This window comes from Paenibacillus sp. CF384 (assembly GCF_900106745.1).
Taxonomy (GTDB): Bacteria; Bacillota; Bacilli; order Paenibacillales; family Paenibacillaceae; genus Paenibacillus_Z.
On sequence record NZ_FNNV01000036.1, the window covers coordinates 1 to 21360 of the forward strand.

At 48.0% G+C, this 21360-nt stretch carries 17 protein-coding genes and 1 rRNA gene; 4 read left to right on the forward strand and 14 right to left on the reverse strand.

The window, feature by feature from the left end; translation table 11 throughout:
- The 7 genes from BLW29_RS30525 to BLW29_RS30555 all read right to left on the reverse strand — a co-directional run.
- Window positions 1–189 (reverse strand): 16S ribosomal RNA (locus tag BLW29_RS30525); the annotation flags it as partial.
- Window positions 190–658: 469 nt separating this feature from the next.
- The gene (locus tag BLW29_RS30530) at window positions 659–1261 is read right to left on the reverse strand and encodes a TetR/AcrR family transcriptional regulator (RefSeq protein ID WP_090986811.1); all 603 of its coding nucleotides are present in this window, start codon (window positions 1259–1261) and stop codon (window positions 659–661) included.
- 153 nt (window positions 1262–1414) lie between these two features.
- The gene (locus tag BLW29_RS30535; protein ID WP_090986841.1) at window positions 1415–2245 is read right to left on the reverse strand and encodes a carbohydrate ABC transporter permease; all 831 of its coding nucleotides are present in this window, start codon (window positions 2243–2245) and stop codon (window positions 1415–1417) included.
- Entirely contained in the window at window positions 2245–3111 is an 867-nt protein-coding gene (locus BLW29_RS30540) for a carbohydrate ABC transporter permease (RefSeq protein ID WP_090986813.1), read from the reverse strand. Before BLW29_RS30540 ends, BLW29_RS30535 begins: the two co-directional genes overlap by 1 nt.
- 96 nt (window positions 3112–3207) lie before the next feature.
- Window positions 3208–4596: an ABC transporter substrate-binding protein gene (locus BLW29_RS30545; protein WP_090986815.1), complete on the reverse strand. Its 1389-nt coding sequence runs from the start codon at window positions 4594–4596 to the stop codon at window positions 3208–3210.
- A 131-nt stretch (window positions 4597–4727) separates the two neighbouring features.
- A complete protein-coding gene (locus BLW29_RS30550; RefSeq protein WP_090986817.1) occupies window positions 4728–5522 on the reverse strand; it encodes a response regulator transcription factor in 795 nt (264 codons plus the stop codon).
- 3 nt (window positions 5523–5525) lie between these two features.
- Window positions 5526–7280 (reverse strand): cache domain-containing sensor histidine kinase, encoded by a 1755-nt coding sequence (locus BLW29_RS30555; protein ID WP_090986819.1) that lies wholly within the window; start codon window positions 7278–7280, stop codon window positions 5526–5528.
- Between the two features lie 333 nt (window positions 7281–7613).
- Here BLW29_RS30555 and BLW29_RS30560 point away from each other — a divergent pair, with 333 nt between their 5' ends.
- Entirely contained in the window at window positions 7614–8933 is a 1320-nt protein-coding gene (locus tag BLW29_RS30560; RefSeq protein ID WP_177186872.1) for a CBM96 family carbohydrate-binding protein, read from the forward strand.
- Window positions 8934–9009: 76 nt separating this feature from the next.
- On the opposite strand, the gene BLW29_RS30565 is transcribed toward BLW29_RS30560, so the two are convergent.
- The 3 genes from BLW29_RS30565 to BLW29_RS30575 form a co-directional block, all read right to left on the reverse strand.
- On the reverse strand, window positions 9010–9738 hold the full coding sequence (locus BLW29_RS30565) for a stalk domain-containing protein (RefSeq protein ID WP_090986823.1): 729 nt from the start codon (window positions 9736–9738) through the stop codon (window positions 9010–9012).
- Window positions 9739–9840: 102 nt separating this feature from the next.
- Window positions 9841–10611 carry an anti-sigma factor gene (locus tag BLW29_RS30570; RefSeq protein WP_090986825.1) on the reverse strand — a complete coding sequence of 257 codons (771 nt, stop codon included), beginning with the start codon at window positions 10609–10611 and terminating at the stop codon, window positions 9841–9843.
- Window positions 10608–11186, reverse strand: a complete 579-nt coding sequence (locus BLW29_RS30575; protein WP_090986827.1) for an RNA polymerase sigma factor — start codon at window positions 11184–11186, stop codon at window positions 10608–10610. The genes BLW29_RS30570 and BLW29_RS30575 overlap by 4 nt, the downstream gene beginning before the upstream one ends.
- Before the next feature lie 182 nt (window positions 11187–11368).
- Here BLW29_RS30575 and BLW29_RS30580 point away from each other — a divergent pair, with 182 nt between their 5' ends.
- The 3 genes from BLW29_RS30580 (at window position 11369) to BLW29_RS30590 (ending at window position 16540) form a co-directional block, all read left to right on the forward strand.
- Window positions 11369–12994: a copper amine oxidase N-terminal domain-containing protein gene (locus BLW29_RS30580; RefSeq protein WP_090986829.1), complete on the forward strand. Its 1626-nt coding sequence runs from the start codon at window positions 11369–11371 to the stop codon at window positions 12992–12994.
- Window positions 12995–13139: 145 nt separating this feature from the next.
- Window positions 13140–14729: a response regulator gene (locus tag BLW29_RS30585; RefSeq protein ID WP_090986831.1), complete on the forward strand. Its 1590-nt coding sequence runs from the start codon at window positions 13140–13142 to the stop codon at window positions 14727–14729.
- Window positions 14726–16540, forward strand: coding sequence for a sensor histidine kinase (locus BLW29_RS30590; protein ID WP_090986833.1), 1815 nt, complete (start codon window positions 14726–14728; stop codon window positions 16538–16540). The genes BLW29_RS30585 and BLW29_RS30590 overlap by 4 nt, the downstream gene beginning before the upstream one ends.
- A gap of 56 nt (window positions 16541–16596) precedes the next feature.
- Here BLW29_RS30590 and BLW29_RS30595 read toward each other — a convergent pair whose 3' ends face one another.
- Genes BLW29_RS30595 through BLW29_RS30610 form a run of 4 tightly spaced genes read right to left on the reverse strand, consistent with a single transcriptional unit; the run spans window position 16597 to window position 20968 of the window.
- Complete coding sequence (locus BLW29_RS30595; RefSeq protein ID WP_090986834.1) at window positions 16597–18129, reverse strand: ABC transporter substrate-binding protein; 1533 nt, start codon at window positions 18127–18129, stop codon at window positions 16597–16599.
- 52 nt (window positions 18130–18181) lie between these two features.
- A complete protein-coding gene (locus tag BLW29_RS30600) occupies window positions 18182–19105 on the reverse strand; it encodes a carbohydrate ABC transporter permease (protein ID WP_090986835.1) in 924 nt (307 codons plus the stop codon).
- Window positions 19106–19123: 18 nt separating this feature from the next.
- The gene (locus BLW29_RS30605) at window positions 19124–20044 is read right to left on the reverse strand and encodes an ABC transporter permease (RefSeq protein ID WP_256209096.1); all 921 of its coding nucleotides are present in this window, start codon (window positions 20042–20044) and stop codon (window positions 19124–19126) included.
- 27 nt (window positions 20045–20071) lie between these two features.
- The gene (locus tag BLW29_RS30610; RefSeq protein ID WP_090986837.1) at window positions 20072–20968 is read right to left on the reverse strand and encodes a nucleoside hydrolase; all 897 of its coding nucleotides are present in this window, start codon (window positions 20966–20968) and stop codon (window positions 20072–20074) included.
- Between the last annotated feature and the right edge of the window lie 392 nt (window positions 20969–21360).

Genomic DNA, 21360 nt, shown 5'->3' on the forward strand with positions numbered 1-21360 from the left:
AATTGCATATCCGGTATTAGCATTCGTTTCCGAATGTTATCCCGGTCTTACAGGCAGGTTGCCTACGTGTTACTCACCCGTCCGCCGCTAAGCAGGATGGAAGCAAGCTTCCATCCGACTCCGCTCGACTTGCATGTATTAGGCACGCCGCCAGCGTTCGTCCTGAGCCAGGATCAAACTCTCCATAAAAGCAGATTGGTTTCCGTTCGAAGCCAAAGCTTCGAATGGAGCATTCTGCTAGATGAATTCGCTTGTTAGCTCATTCAAAAAACTAGCTTTGCGAAACGTTAATTTCGCGATTTATAACCATTTGACTGGTCGCTCATTGTTCAGTTTTCAAAGAACAAATACTTGTTTGTTAATCTCGTTTATTTCCTTCCGGCTCATGACCGGAATTAGATCTTACCATGATTCGAAACATGATTGCAAGCTTTATTTTTCAACTTGTTTTTGTCTCGATCACCGCTTCCAAGTTGATGTCTCGGAGGCAGAAATAGAATATATCATGGTTCGTTAGTATATGGCAAGTCTTTTTTGAAATTCTTTTTCTAGCTGCTTGAGTACTTATACCCTCTCTTCTAATAAACTAAACGACCACCTCTCTCACGAATCTTCAGAAATAGCTGCTAGGTTCCGATAAATTCCACTCCGAGTCCGTTTACAACTTCCCCTGCTTATACTGACGCAGCAAGGACAATTGCTTCGTTAGAAAAACCGGCGTATACGGCATATCATTACGAAGCCAAGAGACAATCGTGCCGATCAAGGCCGATGAGCCGTACCAAATCGCAATATCCCTATGAATGCCCGAAGCGGCGAAATCATGATCAAATTCCGGCCGTTCGAGCCTCTCGCTTATCATCTTCGTCAACAGCTTGAGCAGCCGTTCCGTAAAGACCGTCGTTCGTTTCGTAGCAAGAATGACTTTATAAAACTTGTGATTCTCCGCGATATGCTCCAGTAATTCCACCAATATCGGCCATTCCACTTCATCCGCAGCAGAGCTCTGAATCAGGGGCTTCGGCGCATTGATAATCGAAGTAATCTCCTCAATCATATCGTCGGCCATCTTCTCCAGCATATCCGGCATATCCCGATAATGCAGATAGAACGTGACGCGATTGAGCGTGGCCCGCTCCGCGAGACGATTGACCGAGATTTTCTCAAGCTCCATCTCCTGCAGCAATTCAATGAAAGCATCTCGAAGCAACCGCCTTGTTCGAACAATGCGGGGATCAACCTGGTCCTTGGCATAACCCATCTAGGCTTCTTCCTCTCCTGCTAATCTATATATTGTAAACTATACAACACAATGTTAATTAGGTCTAGGATGTACGATTACCGCCTACATGCCAAGTAACCGCACCGGGCACAATGCCCAATGCGGTCTGTCGTCATATAAGATGCTTCATGCCTAGCCCTTCACAGCCCCTGCCGTGATCCCAGCCACAATCTTCTTGTTGAAGAAAATGAACAGCACAAGAGGGGGAATGGTGATGAGCAGAATGTTCGTATAGAGTAAGTTGTATTGCGAGATGAATTGACTCATGAAGTTGTAGAGCGTGAGCTGAACCGTCGCATTCTTGGAGCCGGGGAAGAAGTAGAGCGGATTCGTAAAATCATTGAAGATCGCTACCGACGAAGTCACGATGATAGTCGCATTCACGGGCTTCAGCAGCGGAAATATGATTTGGAAAAACAATCGGAACCCGCCGCACCCATCGACGACAGATGCTTCATCGATCTCTCGTGGAATCGCGCCCATAAAGCCGCGGTACAGAAGTACGCCGAATGGGAATCCTAGCGCCACCTCGACCATGATGAGTCCAAGCATGGTTTTGAACAGGTGAAGCTTATCCAGTACCCAGATCGTAGGCACGATTGCAGGGGGAATAATTAAACCCGCCAGCACGAAGAAGCTGATCCAAGGCGTTACCCGATCCGAACGTCTCTGCATTACGAAGCCTGCCATGGCGCACACGAGCAGCAAGATGGCGATCGATAGAATAGTCAGCGTCGTGCTGTTAACGAAAGCAAGCACCAGCATATGGTCGCGCGATTGGATGACTTCCTTGATGTTGCTCCACATTTGATTTGTCGCCGGCCACGCCATGTTGCTCAAGGAAGCGCCTTTCTCGTCTTTCATCGCATTCACGATCACGAAATAGAGCGGAATCCAGAATATCAGAATCGAAGCCAACACCGCTCCGAATTCCAAGCTGAACCGGCGGAGCTTGCCCAGCATCATAGGTCCACCTCTCTTCGGTTCAGGTAAAGCGACAGCGGGAACGCGAGCGCGGATACGAATAGAAACAGAATGACGTTGCCGGCCGTAGCCAATCCGTAGAAGCCGCCTTGATATTGCTTATAAATAATAGAAGCAATGACGTCCGTCGCGAACCCCGGTCCTCCGCGAGTCATCGACCAGAGGATGTCGAAGCTGCGCAAACCGCCGATAAACGCCAAGATGATAACCGAATTCGTTGCAGGCCGGCTCAGCGGAAGGATGATGTTCCAGAACTTATGCCACGAATTGCCCCCATCGATCTGGAGTGCCTCGTAATATTCCTCGGGAATCGACATGATGCCCGCAATATAGATTACCGTAGCAAAGCCGACACCTTTCCACACATCAACGAAGGCTACCGACAGCAATGCAATTCGCGTATCGCCAAGCCAATCCGGTCCGGATATGCCCAAATACGCAAGCGTCGTATTGATCAGCCCCTCCGTAGGATGCATGAGCGTACTGAAGGCAATACCGACGGCGATCGTGCTCACCAATGTCGGGAAAAACACGACCGATCTCAGATAATTTTTCGTTCTTATTTTCGAAGTAAGGAAAACGCCAAGCAGCAGTCCGAATACCACCTTCAAGCCGCAGGTGACGACCGCGTAGATGAACGTGTTCTTGAAGCCGATATTGAGCGACGACTCTTGGAAGAACGTCTTAAAGTTGTCCAATCCGATATAAGTCCAATCCTGAAGCGTCCAACGGGTCATGCTGAAGAAGAAGGACATGAACGTAGGCACAATAAAAATGATCACGTAGATGATCGCCGCAGGCAGCAGGAAGTAGTAGGTGTAGGTGCTTTTCCAAACCTTGTTCATTGCGATCCCCCTTGCCGGTATGGTTGAGCTATGTAGTCAATGAAGGGAAGGCGACAATTGCCATGTCCCCTTCCCTTTGCCCTCATGCCATGGATTCTACCAGCCGGCGAGTCCAAGCTGCTGCGCTTGTTTCTCTACATCCTTGTCGTACATGGCCGCCGCATCGGCTGCCTTGCGTTGCCCTGAGCCGACTTCGACCGTGATCTGAGGGAGGTTAGGCCCTTTGACCGGAGAGACGAACTCGAGTGCCGGTGCCGTTTTGCCGGAATCGAAGTACGGAAGCATATCCTTGACGACCTGAGGAACATCATCCGGAATCGCAGCACCTTTGATTACGTAAGGGCCGGTAGGTTTGGATACCTTGCCGACTACAGCCATTCCCTCTGGCGAGGCGAGAAAAGCCACGAACTTCTTGGCTTCATCAGCGTGCTCCGTGTTTTTGTAGATATAAGCGGCCGTTGGCATCCACACCGTGAGACCATTCTTATCGGCATTATCGCCGGGCTGAGCGAAGAATCCAATGTCATTGATGCTCTCCGGATTGTTCTGAGCGATAGTAGGAATGACGAAGGTCAGCATTGGATAGTGCGCTCCCTTGCCTTCAGCCAACATCTTGAGCCCTGCATCCAAGTTAGCAGCCAGGTAATCCTTGTTCATGTAGCCCACTGTATCCTCAAGCTTCTCGAAACCTCTTAATGCTACAGGCGTCGTCGCATACTTCGCTTTATTCGCGGTATAGTCAACTGCGAAGTTCGCAGCATCGGCTTGAACATTGTAATAGTCGGCCAGCATGATCAGCTGCGAGGTCCATGAATCCTTGTAGGTTCCAATAATGGCGGTAAGGCCGGCATCTTTGATCTTCTTGTTATTCGCCATCAATTCGTCCCATGTCTTCGGCACAGTTAGACCGAGGTTCGCATAAATCTTCTTGTTGTAGAACCAGCCCCCACCCATCGTTCCGTTCGTTGGAGCGCCATATTGTTTGCCGTTAAAGGTCACTGTTTGTTTGAAGGAGTCGATCACATCGGACTGCCAAGGTTCGCCTGTTACATCCAGGATGTTCTCCTCCGGATTAAGCGCTTGCATAAGTGAGCCTGCGTTGTAGAAGAAGACATCGTTCATGTCGCCGGTCGACAGACGTGTCTTCACGAAGTTATCGCCTTCGCTGCCTGCCGGACGCGTTTCCGTCTCGATCGTAATATTAGGGTTCTTCGCTTGGAAAGCATCTACCAGTGCTTTGGCAACATTCACGGAATCTTGCGAGTTATCGACAAGCAGCGTCAGCTTCACTTTCTCCTGCGAATTACCGTTAGCTTCGGAGGACGACGTGTTCTCGGACTGTGCAGTGTTGGCAGAAGCATTGTCCTTCGTGTTGGTATTGGTATTGTTGGAATTCCCACAGCCGACAAGCAAGCCGGCAAACAATGAAACGCATGATAGGACGGCTACATATTTTCTCGATATTGCTGCATTCGGCTTCGCCATGAACAATGTCCCCCTGAATAAGTATCGTTCGTCAAGAAGGTAATATAGGGCCCGGGTACCCATACCCTTATTATAAGTCCCACCTAACAGCACGATCAGTGGGTCATTTCATTGGTAGACGTCCGATTTTTTTAGATCATTTCCCGATATTGTCCAGGTGTGGTGCCCGTGCATTTCTTGAACACTTCCGAGAAATGCCGGTACGTATGATAACCGACCCGTTCGCTCACCTCGTTGACCTTCAGGCCTCTTCGAAGCAGCATCTTCGCCAGTTCCATACGGTAGCGAGTCAGAAATTTAATATAGGTCTCACCGGTCTCCTCCTTGAACAGCACACTCAAGTATGCGGCATTCATGCCTACGTGTTCGGCAACTTCCTGCAGCGACAAGTCGCGATTCACATGCTGCACGATATAGGTACGAGCCCGCTCCACCGCAGAGTTCTTCGGCGCTTGGTCATCGCCTAACGTTTGACCGTCCAAATTCGCTTTCTCCACTAACTCCCGCTGGCTCTCCTCCCACTTCCTGCGGATGTCCTTCGTCTCACGCTGACTGGTAATACGGCTGACTGCTTTATGCAGGGAACGCTCCACGCTCTCATCCGTTATCGGCTTCTCCAGGTAATCCGTAACGCCAAGCTGGATCGCCTGCTTCACATACTCAAATTCATTGAAGCCGCTGAATACGATGCAGCAGGTATCCTCTGCTTCGCGCATGATTTCCTGAATCAGCTGCAGGCCATCCATGCCCGGCATCCGGATATCGGTCAGCACAATGTCAGGCTTCACCCGTCTGAACAGCTCCAGTGCAGAGATGCCATCCCCGGCGGTCCCTACGAGCTCTACCGCAAGTCCCGTCCAATCAATGAGCGTTCGCAAGGCTTCAATTACGATATATTCATCGTCAAATACGACGGCTTTAAGCACAGCTCACGCCTCCTCGCGAATAGGTTTGAATCTGACTTCCACCTTGGTGCCCACGCCTTCTTCGCTTGTTATTTCAAAAAAACTGCTCGCCCCATAATAAAGCTCGATTCGTTCCTTCACATTCGCAAGCCCATATCCTTGGTGGGTAACCGACATATCTGCGATCCCAACCCCATCGTCCTCAATAACGAACACGAGATACTCGCCTTCTCGTCTCCCGGAAACTTCAATCTTCCCTTCGCCGAGTTTCGGTTCAAGCCCATGATAAATCGCGTTCTCCACGAGAGGTTGAACGATTAGCTTCAGAATTTCAATCCCCATGATGGATTCGTCGAAATCAGCGTGATAGGTGAAGCGATTATTGTAGCGAATGTTCTGTATCGTCATGTAATGCTCAATATGCTGAACTTCCTTAAAGACCGGAATCGTTTCTCTGCCTTTATTCAGGCTGAGCTTGAAGCTCTCCGATAAGGAAAGCGCCATCTGCGCCGCCTCTTTATTCTTCTGCAGCCGGGCCATCCAATAGATCGAATCCAAGGTGTTATATAGAAAATGGGGCTTGATTTGCGCTTGAAGCGCACGCAGTTCGGCCTCTCTCTCTTTCAATTCCGAATGAAGAAGCCGCTTCGTCAGCTCCTCGTTCTCCGAGGAGATTCGTTTGAATGTCTCGCCGATCGTACCCACCTCGTCCTTGGAGAATTGGCTGTCGAATTCCCGGGCTCCTTTGTTCCAATCGACCATCATTTTCTTAATGAGAATCAGAGGCTTCGTGATCGTACCTGAGATGATGATGGATAGCAGCAGCGCCACAAGCGCAATCAACGACGCAATTAAGGTGGTTACCGTACCAATCCGGTTCGACTGCTTGAGCAGCTCCTTCTTCTGAATCAGATGCAATAACGTCCATCCCGTCGTCTGATTGCGATACTGACTGACCAAATACCCCTGGTCGCGCAGCTTGCTCACCGTTGCAATTAGGCTGCCTGCCGTCTTCGGCATTTCAATGGACAGCTCCTCCGGATAAACCACCCGAAGCTCCCCCTCCGAAGAATCCACCGCCATGAACATGCCGTTATTATGGCTTTCGCTGAATACGCTGCCGAACATCGACTTCGATAGATTGATGATCAAGAGGCCGATTGCTCTGCCTTTCGGATCGCCGGAGTCGCGAAACAGCTTGACCGTCGAGAACGTACTCTCCGAATCTCCGAGCACGTTGTAATTGAAGAACACCACTTTGCCTTTGGCGGCGACGGCTCGTTTATACCAATCGGTGGCTTCAATTTCTTGTTTCTTGGAAGCGGTCTCATAAATGCCCGCATCATCGGATTTGCCCAGACAATAGGTCTGATAATAGAGATCCAGTACGCACAGAGAGGCCACATACCTGGAATCGTAGGAGTCGCTGTTGATGACCCGCTGTAGGCGACTGCTGGTTGTCGCATTCCTATCGCTTTGCTGCGTGCTCGAATTGAGTTCGCTGTCCAGCAGATCATTGCGTATGTCATCGTTTAAGACGATCGATCGGTTCAAGTTAAGCACGTTGCGGAACAGCAAATCCGCCACTTCGTTGGACGTCTCCAGGTGGTCGATATTCGTCTGCGTATTGTTAAGCGTCAATGTATCTTTGGCAATGTTAAAGGATATATAACCGAGGAGAAATAGGGGAGGCACGGACAATAGAATCATGGCAGCTAGGAATCGGCTTCTGACTTTGCGGAATCTAAACAGGGATAACAGCCTTGTTGTCCATCTCATAAGTGTGGCGCCCGCCTTAGATAGAGTAAACGGTCTGACCGTGCAGGTCTGGCCGGATTCTATTTCATTATATAGTATGAACCCATGAGGTAAAGATGGGATAGTTCGGATTTCATAGAATCGGTGTTCGATATTATTGGGTTGGCAGGTGGTCATAATAACGTCACTCGGGTCACAGCAGTTCGTTGTTGCGGCTCGGAGCTCAGGTATATAGTAATGATGCCAGTCACGAGTTACACATCCTCGGAAAGGAGGGAAACAGGTCTCGAGAAGAGAAAACGTCTCTTTGTTTGTAAGCGGTGTCATTTTAGAGTGAATATTTTGGAGGTGCGAATGATGATGAAGAAAAGTAAATCCATTGTATTGTCTGCTCTGGCGATGTTATTGGTCCTGTCTACATTCTTGTTGGTTGATAACAAGGAAGCTAACGCGGCTACTGTAACCAGTAATACTTCTGATGATGCAACGATGTGGGGAACAAGTTTAATCGGGCCAACCGCAAACACGATGGCTGTCAATGTTGGCCAAGACAAGAGATCGTACTTGAAATTCAGTGTCAGCAACTCGGGCACAATTACTTCTGCCGTACTGAATGTGAAGTGTATCACAGGCGGAACCGCGAACATCGGTGCATACGCAGGAACGGGGAATACGACCTGGAATCAGACGACCCTGGCATGGAATAACCAACCTGCCCTAGGTTCCTTGCTAGATTCCAAGAACACAACCTTCGTTGCAGGAACCGTTTATTCGTTCAATGTCCTGCCGCTTATTAATGCCAATGGAACCTATTCGATTATCTTAAAGGGCATTTCCGGAGGCGAAGTCACCTTCTCGACGAAAGAAGGTACAACGATTCCGAATGTGGTTACGTCAACTACAACAACGCCGCCGCCAACCGGACCGGACCTTACCGGGTACACTTTATTAAGAGACTACTCGTTTGGAACCTCACGCAACACGAACAGCCTTACATCGCTCACCAATTCATTCAATGCTTATGGTGTTGCAGGTACAACGGTCATTAACAATGAATGGCAGCGGTATCAGCCTATTAATAGCACCAATCACCATTTAACTTCTACAACGTTAGAATTAACGGCAACGCCAAACTTAGGCGGTGTATATGACGGCGGAATAAGCAGCGGTCAGATCACCACCAAAGAAACGTTCTATCCGTATGACGGGAAAACGTATATCTTCCAGCTGAGGGCCAAAGTCCCTAAGAAAGTCGGAGCATGGCCGGCATTCTGGCTGTATTCCCCCGGCGGTGCAGGTTCTACCAGCTCTGAGATTGATATCTTCGAATTCTTTGACACGCCAACACAAAACACCTATGACTGGACAGGATTTGACCATGGTGCCGGCGTGTTCGAGGATTACTACAGCATCATGACCAATCAATGGGTATGGCATCCGGGAACGGATTTCTCCGATGACTATCATCTCTATACCCTCATCTGGAAGGAAGGCAACCTTCAGAAGTGGGTGGATGGTACCTTAGTGAAAGGAACGCTCTTCCGATGGGATGGACCGGCTCCGCAGGTTCTTATTAACCTTGCTATGGGTGGAAACACGAACAATAATCCCGTATCGACGTCGTTTCCAGCCGTGTTCTCCCTCGATTACTTCCGTGTTTATGTGAAACAATAGAACGGTAAGAAAACACCCCTCCGTCAGTGAAGCTGTCGGAGGGGTGTTTCAATGTATTCGATATACGAAGCTTTCTTTATTTTACCGTTATGGTTGCCTGCATGGCATTCTTATGAAGCTCACAGAAGTAATCATACTCGCCGGGCTCTTTCAGCGTTATACTCCCCGATTCACCAGTCGCCAGCAGCGGAAGCTTGAAGCTTCCGTCTACGGCAACGGCATTGTGTTTCACTTTGTCTTTATTCGTAAACACAATTGTCGAGCCTGCCTCCACCGTGATATTCCCGCCTTTGAATTGGAAGCCTTCAATCGTGACATAGTAGGTTTTTGCCTCCGGATTCTCCGAGCTCTGTTTGCTGACTAAATTCACCGTATGAGCCGCTTTGTCATACTGAACCTGAATTCCGAATACCTCAGCGAGAAATCGAGCGTGTACGAAGGTGGCGTTATGGATGATTTGAGCAGGGCCAACCATCATTTGGCTGCTGCCGTCTACCATCGCCTCCGAAGAGCCCAATTGAAATCGGACGATCTTGGCGTCTTTCTTAACGGACACTGTCCGGGTCGCCGTCTCATAGTTGACTTTAGCTCCGATTCCCTCCGCAAATGCACGATACGGTACGAAAAGGGCATTATCAATCAGGTACGACTCCTCTACCTGGAGCGGCTTCCCATTTAGCATCAGCTTCAAATTCGATTTGACTGCCGTGACCATGCTCATTTCATGCGCCTCGGCAGCGGTCGAACCCATTCCCATCATCCACAACAACATGCAAAGACAAGCAATCAGACCACTTTTTCTCATCTCCAAATCCTCCTTTATGTTCACGCACTCATACGAGTAACGAAACAAAGGAGGATTTGGATTACTTTATGCCGCTATAATCTGCTTTCGCCATCAGCTCTTCTACAGAGCCGCTACCAGAACCGGTTTGCCTCTTGGTGTATCTCCATGAGCATCAGGCTCCAATGTAATTGCGATGGTATCATAGCTATCGGGGTTAAAGGTGTAATACAAGCCGCCTGTGCCGTTATGCGTCATGAATGTGCCGGCATTAACCGGCGTTTCTTTCCCTTTGATCAACCATACTTGATAGGCTTCATTATGCTGCAGCTCGGGCAGCTTCTCCGCTTGGACAAGCAAATGCGTGCCCTTGGCATCAATGACAATCGTTGCAAGTCCCTTCGCCACAATCTCCTTCGCCGTACTGCTGAGTGCCACAACATTGTTCACCTGCACCGCTTCTGCCGGGCGATTCTCCTGGGCTAATTCCGTTTGTAAATCGCTAATATGCTGCTTTAAATTGTAGCAATACACTGCCAGAATAAGCACTGCCGCCGACATTCCCGCATAGAACCACGGACGGATTCGGTTTCTTTTGGCCATATCACGTTTGGGGCTGCTTACTTGCTCAGCCGCTATCTCAATCTTATCCGCCTGCTGGACACTGCTCTCGCCCAGAACGTGATCAAGCACGCGAGCTCTCATTCCCTCTGGAACGGCTACAGGCTCCGAAGCCATTGGCAGAAGATCAACAAGGGCGACTAGCTCAACCAGCTCCGCTGCACATGCCGCACATCCTTTGAGATGTAGCTCAAACTCGTTCTTCTCTGCCTCATCCAAACCGCCAACCGCATACATTTCAAGATTCTCACAGCCACTCGTCTGCTTATTCATCCTTGAATCTCCTCCTTTCCCATACCTGCAAGCCGTCCTCTTAATTGCTTCAACGCGAGCCGTACTCTGCTCTTCACTGTACCTAACGGAATCGCCTGCTGATCGGACACTTCCTGCTGGGTGTAGCCCTGGTAATAGATTAGTTCAACCACCTGCTGCTGATCGGGGCTAAGTCCATCTAAAGCCTCTCGAATCTCCTGACCTCTCCAACCCTCAAGAGCAACTTCCTCTGTGCTCTTGCCGCTGTCGGGTATGCGATTCAGCTGTTCGCTCTCCGTTGTTTGCACATTCGTGCGATTCTGCTTCTTGCGCAACAAATCAATCGCAATATTACGGGTTACCGTGAACATCCAGCTTGTCAGCTTGCCATTGTCTGCGTCGTATCGTTCGGCAGCCTTCCATATCCGCAGGAACAATTCCTGCACAACTTCCTCCGCCATCATCGGATCTTGTACGATTCGAAAGGCAAACGCATATATCGGTTTTTCGTACCTGTCATATAGAAACTTGAGCGCGTCCGCATCTTTACGAACGATGCTGATCATTAGCTCTTGGTCCGTACTTGTACCCTGCATGAAGGATCTCCTCCCCAAATTCTCCTCCCTAGTATATACTTCGCTAAATCTTTTGTATTGAAGGAAAGACGAAATAATTTTCACCTCACAAAAAAAATTGGTGAACCTTGTGATCCAATTCCGAACCTTCCACGTTAGTCTAACCGAGAGTATACAAAACGAACGAAGAGGAGCGCGATAACATGAAACCAGTAATGAAAACGTTAGCTGCAGCCGCACTTGGATTTACACTTCTATTCCCGGCAATGGCAAGCGCGCATACGTATTCGATTAAGAGCGGATCGTCCGACTTGCGTATCACACTTGAAAGTCTGTTAGGTGAACATGCCGAATTGGCTGTGATCGCGATGCAAAAAGGCATCGACGGAGCTCCTGATTTCAATGCTGCAGCTGCAGCGCTGCTCGCCAATGGCGATGACTTGTCACTGGCGATCGGTTCTGTTTATGGCGATGGGGCCGGTAAAGCCTTCAAGGGACTATGGAGCACGCACATCGGATTCTTCGTTGACTATGTAACGGCTACCGCGAAGAAAGACGACTCCGGACGTAAAGCCGCACTCGCCAAATTAGAGCAGTACGGGCACGACTTTGCCGCCTTCTTGGAAAGTGCGAATCCGAACCTCAAAGCAGACGATGTCGCTGCGGGACTGCAAGCTCACGTTAGTCAGCTGATCGAAGCGTTCGATGACTATGTAAACAAAGATTATGCAGGCGCGTATAAAGCAGATCGCGAAGCCTACTCCCACATGACTCATTTCGGCCATGTACTGGCTGATGCCATTGCGAAACAATATCCGGATAAATTCACCAATGAAGGTGCGTCTGCAGCATCAGTCGATTTGCGTTCGACATTGGATGGCCTATTAAGTGAACATGCCGGTCTCGCCGTTCTGGCTATGCAGAAGGGAATTAACGGCGCTCCTGACTTCGACGCTGCGGCCGGTGCACTACTTATGAATAGTGATGAGTTAACGGCTGCAATCAGCTCCGTATACGGGAACGATGCAGGCAAAGCTTTCAAAGGACTATGGAATACACATATTGGTTTCTTCGTTGACTATGTGAAAGCGACAGCAGCCAAGGACGAGGGTAAACGGAAAGAAGCCCTCGATAAGCTCAATCAATACGGAACGGATTTTGGAGCATTCTTGGAGTCAGCCAACAAGAACAACTTCAAAACCGCCGATATCGCCGCTGCACTAAAGCCGCATGTTGCCCAATTGATTAGCGCCTTTGACAGCTATGTCAGTAAAGATTATAAGCAAGCTTATGCAAGCACGCGCGAAGCTTACGCCCATATGACTCACACCGGTGATTACTTGGCAACAGGCATCGTCGCACAATTCCAAGAGAAATTTCATGACCCTAAAGCACCGACCGCAACCTCAGTCATGAAAATCTGGCTCAAAATCGGCAGCAGCAGCATCAAGATTGACGATACCTCCAAGATGATGGACACCGCTCCCTTCATGTGGGAAGGAAGCACCTATGTTCCTCTTCGCTTCTTGGCAGAAGGCATCGGTGCGAAGGTCACTTGGGATCCGGCCAGCCAAACCATCTGGGTAAACGACGGAACGAACACCTTAACCTTCTGGGTCGGCAAAGACACGATGGAAGTAAACGGGATGAAGAAGGAGATCGGAGCTCCTGTTGTTCTCAGAGATGGCCGCACACAGCTTCCGCTGCGTTTCATCACGGAACTGCTCGGCTGGGATGTACAGTGGAATAAAGCGGATTGGTCGATCATCTTGTCCAAAGCAATCGCGAAAGACATGGATATGGATATGGGGACTCACATGCATGGGTAACATAAAGTAAGCTAAAGGAAACCGCTAGGGATTAATTCCCTTGGCGGTTTTCTGTTTGTACACTTCCTATCTACTATATTCCTTTTAAGATAAACGTTTGTGGTAACATGGAGGTAGGCAATTACATAGTCGGGAGTGAGCTCGCGTGATCAAGCTTCTAGTCGTTGAAGATGAGTCCGTTACCAGAAAAGGCCTAATGAAGCACATCAAGTGGAACGAACTGGGAGTCGACGTTGTTGAGGAAGCCAGAGACGGCGTTGAGGGACTCGAAGTAGCTCGCCGTCTGCACCCCGATATTGTTGTATCTGATATCCGAATGCCGGGAATGAACGGGATTGAATTTACGACAAGCTTGCGAGAACAATTTCCTGAATGTCAGATCATTTATATGAGCGGCTATTCCGATAAGGAATACCTTAAAGCTGCTATTCGCCTTCATGCGGTCAGCTATGTGGAGAAACCTATTATTATCGAAGAGCTGCAAGAGGTTATACAGAAGGCGGTACAGCTGTGTATCGAGAATAATAAAGTGCATCATATCAACATGGCACTTTCGGACAGCCTGCCATTCATTAGACAGAACATTGTAAATGGGCTGATTTATAATACGCTCGATTGGGAGGAACTGAAACGAAACTTAAACCTTGCAGGTGTAGCCTTTGACGATCGTAGAGACGCTTACACAATCTCCATTATCGTCCCTTCTTATGAAGATGCCGAGACTGCCAATGAAGTCAAACAAAGCTGCTGCAATCGGATTATGGCGTTTCTTCATCATGCCTCGCACGGCTTTATACATTTGGCGGTCATGAAGGATTCCAGCTCTATTATCGTCCTATCTGCACATAAACCGGAGAATACGAACAATCTGGCTACGATCTATCAGCTGCTTTCTGAACATGTGAAACATACAGAATCGCAATGCTCCTATCTATCTTGGATCGTTGGCAGCACCTCGTCCAAATTATCGGAAATCCGTCATTCCTATGAAACAGCGGCCGGCTATCTTCAGCATCTTTTTTATTATGACAGCGGGCATTTTGTCCGCGCGTCTACGAGGACAGACTCCGACTTCTATACGATCAATGAAGCCTTAATAACTTCCTACGCCAAGCTGCTCCCAGACCTTCAACCAGATAAAATCATGCTTTTTACAGAAACGCTCTATCAAGAGCTTAGAAGAAAACCCGGAACATCAGTAGACGAGGTCAAGAGTCTATTCTATCAAATGATGCGCATGCTTGTTGAGCAAGCGGGGAAGAGCGGACTCCCCCTCAGCATATCAAGCCATCAGAACGTGGAATATTACTGGGCGATGATGTCCAAGATGGACACCCTCAAGCAGCTTAAAGATTACTTCCTGCAACGGGCAGCCTATATTCTAGACAGTATCGAACATATCGAAACCAATAGTCGATCCGTTCATGATGTGATCAAATTTATACGAGGCAACTACAGCGATAAGGAAATCTCTGTGAATATGCTTGCCGATCACGTACACCTGACCCCTACCTATCTCTCCTCCTTGTTTAGAAAAGAAACAGGCGAAACCATAAGCGAATATATAGCCAAGGTCAGAATTGAGAAATCTGCGGACCTGTTATTGGAGCCGCAAGCCAAGCTTTATGAGGTAGCGGTTCGATCAGGCTATAATGATGCCAATTATTTCGCGAAGGCCTTTAAGAAAATCAAGGGAATGACACCTTCACAGTTCAGGAGAAGACACAAATCGTGAAAAACGGAAGCCGAACTCTAGTCGAATTTGTTACCCATATGAATATTAGGGGAAAGCTTCTCATCTCCTATTTCATTCTCATCTTCTTTCCTCTGGCGCTGCTGACTACGATTTCCTACAAGAATGTATCCCGTGATTACGAGAAACAAATTCTCCACTCCGCCGACCAGTCGTTCGACCAGGCTTATACGTTCTTAAACTATAAGGTGAACACGCTTATCAAAGCATCCGATGTCATCTATTTCGATGCGGATATTCAAACGATTCTAACGAGGAACGTGAAAGACTTTCAGAATGATTATGTACAGCAAAATATGGATCGGCAGAAATTGGAATATCTCTTGAACAGTCTGCAGAATACGGAAGACGTCTACCGGGCAAGCCTTTACGTTCCCGGCTGGTTTATGTATGCGGATCAGAACTTCAACTTCTTCAATATATACGCCTTCTCCCAGACGGAAAGCTATCGCAATCTCATGTCGGCCAAGGATAAGGTCAGCTGGCTTCCCTCCCATACCATCGCAAACAACAACAATAATCTCGATCCGGTCCAAGTGATCTCGCTGCTGAGAAAAATCAGAAACAGTGAACAGACCTCCGATATTATCGGGATTATTCAGCTAAGCCTATTGAAAGAAAATATTGAAGATATGCTACAGAAAGCAAACATCACCTATGACGGGGTCGTCTATATTCAGAATGCCAAGGGCGATATCGTAAGCTGCTCCAACCTGCTGAATTTCAATCGCATTAACCCGAATATCGATCTCATTAAGGAGTTCCAGGAGAACAGCGCGTCATGGAATGACGCGACAATTGGCAGCAGCAATTTCGTAGTCAAAGCAAGAGCCATCGAGAATACGGATTGGACGATGGTTACGGCCATTCCGTCTACGGAAATCTACGCGCAAAGCATCCGAATCAGAGATCTTATGCTTCTATTGATGCTGGTATGCGGACTGGTCTCGTATGGACTTGCCTATTTCATTACAGGTGCCACCGTCAAGCGACTCCAACTGCTCAGGAAGAAGATGAGACAGGTGCAGGAAGGCTATCTTCATGTCGAAGTGAATTCCAACATTCACGATGAGATCGGCGACTTGACCGACAGCTTCAACCATATGGTCAAACGAATCAAGCTTCTGGTAGATGAACAGTATCACAACGGCAAGGAAATCAAGAATTTGGAGCTCAAAGCGCTGCAGGCGCAGATCAATCCGCATTTTCTGTACAATACGCTCGAAATGATCAACTGGAAAGCTATCGACAACGATGTTCCCGAAATCGCCGTCATCTCGCAATCGCTGGCTAAATTCTATAAGCTGAGCCTGAACAAAGGCAAAGATATCGTAAGTCTCCAGGATGAGCTTGAGCATATCCGCATCTATGTCAAAATCCAGAATCTCCGATTCGACGACAAAATCAAGCTTGCGATTGATATTGACCCTGATTTATATAGCTGCGACATCCTGAAATTAATCCTCCAGCCGATCGTCGAGAATGCCATTATTCACGGCATACGCGAAGCCAGAGATCAAGCGCAAGGCTCCATTACGATCACCGGATTTCTGGATAAGACCGATTTGGTCTTGACGGTCCAAGACGATGGCGTCGGAATGCCGCAGGACAAAGCCGACCATATCCTTGCAAATGGCAACGCGGCCGACGAAGTCCATGGATACGGCGTGAGAAACATTAACAACCGGATCAAGCTCTGCTATGGCCAGGAATACGGCTTAACGTACCGCTCGTCACCGGGTAACGGAACATTGGTCGAGATCAGAATACCGGCCATGCGTACCTTATCGTAAAAAAAGGTTCAGGAAGGATCAACTTGATCCCTCCTGAACCTTTTATTTAATTCCCATTAGCTCGTTTTATTAGCTGCAAGAAAGGCATCCAGCTGTTTCTGCATTTCGGCTATGATCTTATCCGAGCCGGCATTCTTGATCTTGTCGACCAGCGTCTTCAAACCTTCTGCCGGGTCCTTGATATAGCCATAGTTTAACGGAAGCGCGTACTGCTGAACGACGTTATTTAAGGCAGCCATTTCGTTCTTAACAGGCTCGAAATCAGGTGTGAACAGCGCATAAGGATTGTCAAGAGCTCTGTCTGACAGCTGCTTTCTCACTTCATCAATGTTCGGCGGAGAGTCGACAGGCTCTTTATAGAACTCAGGCGACTTAAAGCCCCATGAGCAATAGCCTTCAGGTGCGAAGCCGTCCAGATCAAGCGCCTTCAGCTTGTTGTCCGCTGTAATCTCATAATGCTTGCCCTCGATGCCGTAAGTGAGGAGATTATAGTAGCTTTGATCCGTTCTTAGCAATTCCAGGAACATCAGCGCTCGCTCAGGGTTTGCTGCCGATGCCGGGATCGCCATTCCATCTTGCATGGCTGACGTTTTATACGTGTATTTGCTGTTCGGGAAGAATCTCACATCCCAGTCAGGATGCTTCATGTAAGCACCTTTCCAGGAATCCTGGTTATGCAGGTTGCTGGCCGCTTTACCGTTCTCGAACATTTTGTCGTCTTTATTGGACAAGATCGATTTGGACCAGTATTTGTTATCGCCCCACTCTTTCATTTTCTTGTAGTAATCCGATATGCCATCGGTTTCGTACAAGTTCACGATTTTAGCGGAGGCGTCGTCCATGCTCACCATAAACGGGGAGTACTGCGTCGCCAAGATATTATAGTAGCCGTTTGCGTTTGCGTAATAGCTTTCAAGACCGCCCGAGGAGCTGATTTGACCGCTTGGATCGAGCTGCGAATCGTTCTTCACGACGGCATCCAGATATTTGCCGTAATCATCCAAGTTTTCGATCGTTTTCAGACCGTATTTGTCCATCAGGTCACCGCGAACGATGTACCCCATATCGCCATACTGAAAGAATTGTGCAGGCATGGCATAGAGATGACCGTCAACTTCTGTCTGTTTGTACGCATCAGGGGTAATTTGAGCCAAACTCTTCGGCGCATATTGCTTGGCCAGATCTTCAATTGCCAGGAAAGCGCCTTTGCGAGCGTTGGAATAGAAATTCGTCCACGTGGATGCATAGATAAGATCGATAGGTTCACCTGAAGCCAGAAGCAGCGGATATTGCGTACCGAAATCTGCCCATCCAACCCAATTCACTTTGACGGTAGCATTGATGTCTTTCTCCAGCTTCTTGTTTACTTCGGCAAGCACCATGTCGTAATCCTTGGCAGGCGAGCCGATTAGGTACATGTTTAATTCGACCTTCTTGGAAATGTCTACAGCTGTTTTACCGGCATTTTCTTTCGTGCTGCTTGTATTGCCGTTTGATTCATCGGAATTCGCACCGCCGCAGCCTGTAAGTACAAGCCCCATCGTAAGTGCCACACTTAACAGCAGTGTTAGTACCTTTGTCTTCCTCACACGTACTCCCCCTTAAAGATGTTGTTTATGCGATAAACCGGCTTGACCGAGATTATCCTTTTATTGCACCGACAGTAAGGCCCTTTACGAAATACTTCTGTACATAGGGATAGACCAGAATAATGGGACCCGTAGCAATAACCGCCATAGCCAGCTTGAGCGATAAGGTGGGAACTTCAATCATGGATACGCTCGCTACGCTTGCCAGTCTGGAAATGGCTTCTGATGATTGCAGCGTCGAGAACAATAAGTATTGAAGCGGATACAATTTAATATCCGTTATAAACAGCATCGCGTTATACCAGTCATTCCAGTATTCCAGCGCATAGAACAATCCGATTGTCGCAAGTCCGGGTTTCGTTAACGGTAAAATCAGCTTTAAGAAAATCGTGAAGTCTCCCGCTCCGTCGATCTTCGCCGATTCGCTAATGGAATCGGGAATCGAGCTTATAAAGGTTCGCATCACGATCAAATAAAACACATTGATGATCAGCGGGATGATTAAAGAAAGCAGGCTGTTCTTCAAATGCAGGTATTTGACGAAGAAGATGTAGAGCGACAAGATCCCGCCGTTGAATAACGTAGTGAAGTAAAAGAAAAACGCTAGCTTGTTGCGATATAAGAAGTCCTTTCTATTCAGAACATAAGCCGTCATGGAAGTAACAAAAAGTCCTGCGCTCGTTCCAACCACCGTAATGAAAATGGATACTCCATAAGCCCTTAAGATGTCCTGAGGATACTTGAAAAGGATTCTATACGCCTCAAGAGAAAATTCACTCGGGATGATACTGTATCCATGCTGCGTAATGGCGCTTTCGGAAGTGAATGATCCCGATACCAGCATTTCAAATGGCAGCAGGCAGAGAATGACAGCCAAGATCACCACCGAGTAGCTGATGATGTTGAATAAGATGTACGTACCTTCAACTTTCTTGTAAACCTTCTCAGTCGTGCCGGAAGCATAAGGTTGCTGCATAGTTCTCCTCTCCTGTTCCTAAAACAGAGCGTTATCCGGTTTGGTCTTTCTGATGATTCCATTTACCACCATGATCGTGACGAAGCAGAGCACGGATTGATAGAAGGTTGCCGCAGCCGGCATCGCGATATCGCCGCTTGTAATAAGTGATCGGAATACGAACGTGTCGATGACATCGGTAGCGTCAAAGAGCTGGCCGTTATTCCCCACGATCTGATAAAACATCTGGAAGTCGCCGCGCAAGATCCTGCCTAGATTCAATAGGAAAATGATGAATATGGTTGGCATGATCGATGGGATGGTGATATAGAAGATTTTCTGAAAAATATTGGCCCCGTCCATTTCAGCCGCTTCAAAGCACTCGGAATCGATGCTGACAATAGAGGCGATATAAATAACCGACGTATAGCCAACCCATTTCCACGAGTTGAAGAAGCAAATGATGAGCACCCACACATAAGGCATGCTGTACAGATTGACCGGATCCAGGTTTAGAGCCTTCAGCACCGTATTCAGCGTTCCCGTCTCGTAATTGAAGATGTTGAACACAAAGACGCCAACAATCGTCCACGAGATGAAGAAGGGCAAGAAAATAATCGATTGCGATATTTTCTTGAAATAGCGGCCTCTCATCTCATTGATAAAGATCGCGATCATAATGGCAAACAATTGAGAGGTGACAAGATTCAGCATGTTATAAAGGATTGTATTTCGCGTTACCAGTAACCCTGTCCCGGAAGTAAAGAAGTATTTGAAGTTCTCAAATCCATTCCATGGACTCCCAAACACGCCGAGGTTAAACCTGTAATCCTTGAATGCCAGTATAATGCCAGCCATAGGGATATAAGCGATTAATAGAATTAAGGCGATTGCAGGCAGCGCCATTAGAAATAACGTTCTGTTCTTTCGGAGTTCATAGAGAAAGCCGTGCTTGTTCAACCGCGATCACTTCCTTCGTTCTGTGAGTTACAGGCAAACCCGGTCCATATACAGTTTTCTGAAAGCTTCCGAGTCCACGTTCTTGGCAGCCTGAATGACGGACTGCTCGGCATTGCCTCGCCAGTAGAGTGCGGTCTTGTTGTACGTCGCCCCGCGCGTAAACTCGCCTTGTGTTTCCACAACGATCTCATCCCGTTGGAATTCCAGAATTTCATGATCGAATACGGCGCAGATCGCCAGAGGATCATGCATCATCGGATAGTGATCCGTTATCGTCTGCCACCGTCCGACTAATTCTCGAATATAAGCGGCTGATCGTTTAGGCTTGGTGAACAACCGGTCGACATCTTCCTTGGTCAGCACGCATTGAACCGTAACATCCAGTCCGACTGCCTTGATCGGAATGCCGGATTCAAACACGATTCTTGCGGCTTCGGGGTCGCATCTTATGTTCCACTCACTGAGGTGGCTGTAGAAACAGCCTCCCATCATCACAATCTCCTTCACCTTATGCTTGAGCTTGGGTTCTTTGAGGATTGCGATCGCTATATTGGTCAAGGGGCCGATCGGAACCAATGTGATATCGCCATCCGACTTCATCACCGAATCGATAATGAAATCGATCGCATCTGTTCCGAACCCCTCCACATCTCCATCCTTCTCTTCGGAGAACTGGCACGGGATTTCGTTCACGTCCACCTTGTTCAAGATCGGACTTCCAATTCCGGCGTATACGGGAATATCTCCCCGTCCAGCCATCTCGAGCATGTTAACCGTTAATTTGGCCCTCGCTGTCACATTCTTGAATACCGTCGTTATGCCTATTACATCCAGTTCAGGCGACTCCAGAGCAAACGCAATCGCCAGTGCATCGTCGATATCGTCGCCAATATCCGTATCAATGATTATCTTTGTTCTGTTCATGTTTACCCTCCATACGATAGGCTTCAAAGTGTTTGGAAACGCTTACAGGTGTATTTTAGCATTAAGGCAGAACCCGAAAATATATACAAAAATATAATAACAAGTAAAAATATACGATGTTTCTGGCGTTGGCATAAAAAAAACACCCCTGAGGGGTGCGCAGTTTGTAGCGAGGCCTCCATAACCATCACAACAAAATTGTAACGGTTGTGAAAGCGGCTATTTTGCATAAAATGGCCATTTTTATTCTCCGTTAGCGCTTCAAAAGTCGTCTTTTGCATAAAATAGGCTCGCTGGCAACCGTTGCTATGAACGTTTTTGTCAAACCCAACGTATTTGCACCATGGAAACACTAGGCGCGGGGGCAAATATGCGAGCGACGGTTGGCACGC

Coding starts and splice junctions, on each gene's coding strand:
- BLW29_RS30565 (WP_090986823.1), bottom strand. CDS start 9,738: ATGAGAAAAAGTGGTCTGATTGCTTGTCTTTGCATGTTGTTGTGGATG.
- BLW29_RS30600 (WP_090986835.1), bottom strand. CDS start 19,105: ATGCAGCAACCTTATGCTTCCGGCACGACTGAGAAGGTTTACAAGAAA.
- BLW29_RS30610 (WP_090986837.1), bottom strand. CDS start 20,968: ATGAACAGAACAAAGATAATCATTGATACGGATATTGGCGACGATATC.
- BLW29_RS30580 (WP_090986829.1), top strand. CDS start 11,369: ATGAAACCAGTAATGAAAACGTTAGCTGCAGCCGCACTTGGATTTACA.
- BLW29_RS30545 (WP_090986815.1), bottom strand. CDS start 4,596: ATGGCGAAGCCGAATGCAGCAATATCGAGAAAATATGTAGCCGTCCTA.
- BLW29_RS30570 (WP_090986825.1), bottom strand. CDS start 10,611: ATGAATAAGCAGACGAGTGGCTGTGAGAATCTTGAAATGTATGCGGTT.
- BLW29_RS30575 (WP_090986827.1), bottom strand. CDS start 11,186: ATGCAGGGTACAAGTACGGACCAAGAGCTAATGATCAGCATCGTTCGT.
- BLW29_RS30535 (WP_090986841.1), bottom strand. CDS start 2,245: ATGCTGGGCAAGCTCCGCCGGTTCAGCTTGGAATTCGGAGCGGTGTTG.
- BLW29_RS30555 (WP_090986819.1), bottom strand. CDS start 7,280: ATGAGATGGACAACAAGGCTGTTATCCCTGTTTAGATTCCGCAAAGTC.
- BLW29_RS30560 (WP_177186872.1), top strand. CDS start 7,614: ATGATGATGAAGAAAAGTAAATCCATTGTATTGTCTGCTCTGGCGATG.
- BLW29_RS30540 (WP_090986813.1), bottom strand. CDS start 3,111: ATGAACAAGGTTTGGAAAAGCACCTACACCTACTACTTCCTGCTGCCT.
- BLW29_RS30530 (WP_090986811.1), bottom strand. CDS start 1,261: ATGGGTTATGCCAAGGACCAGGTTGATCCCCGCATTGTTCGAACAAGG.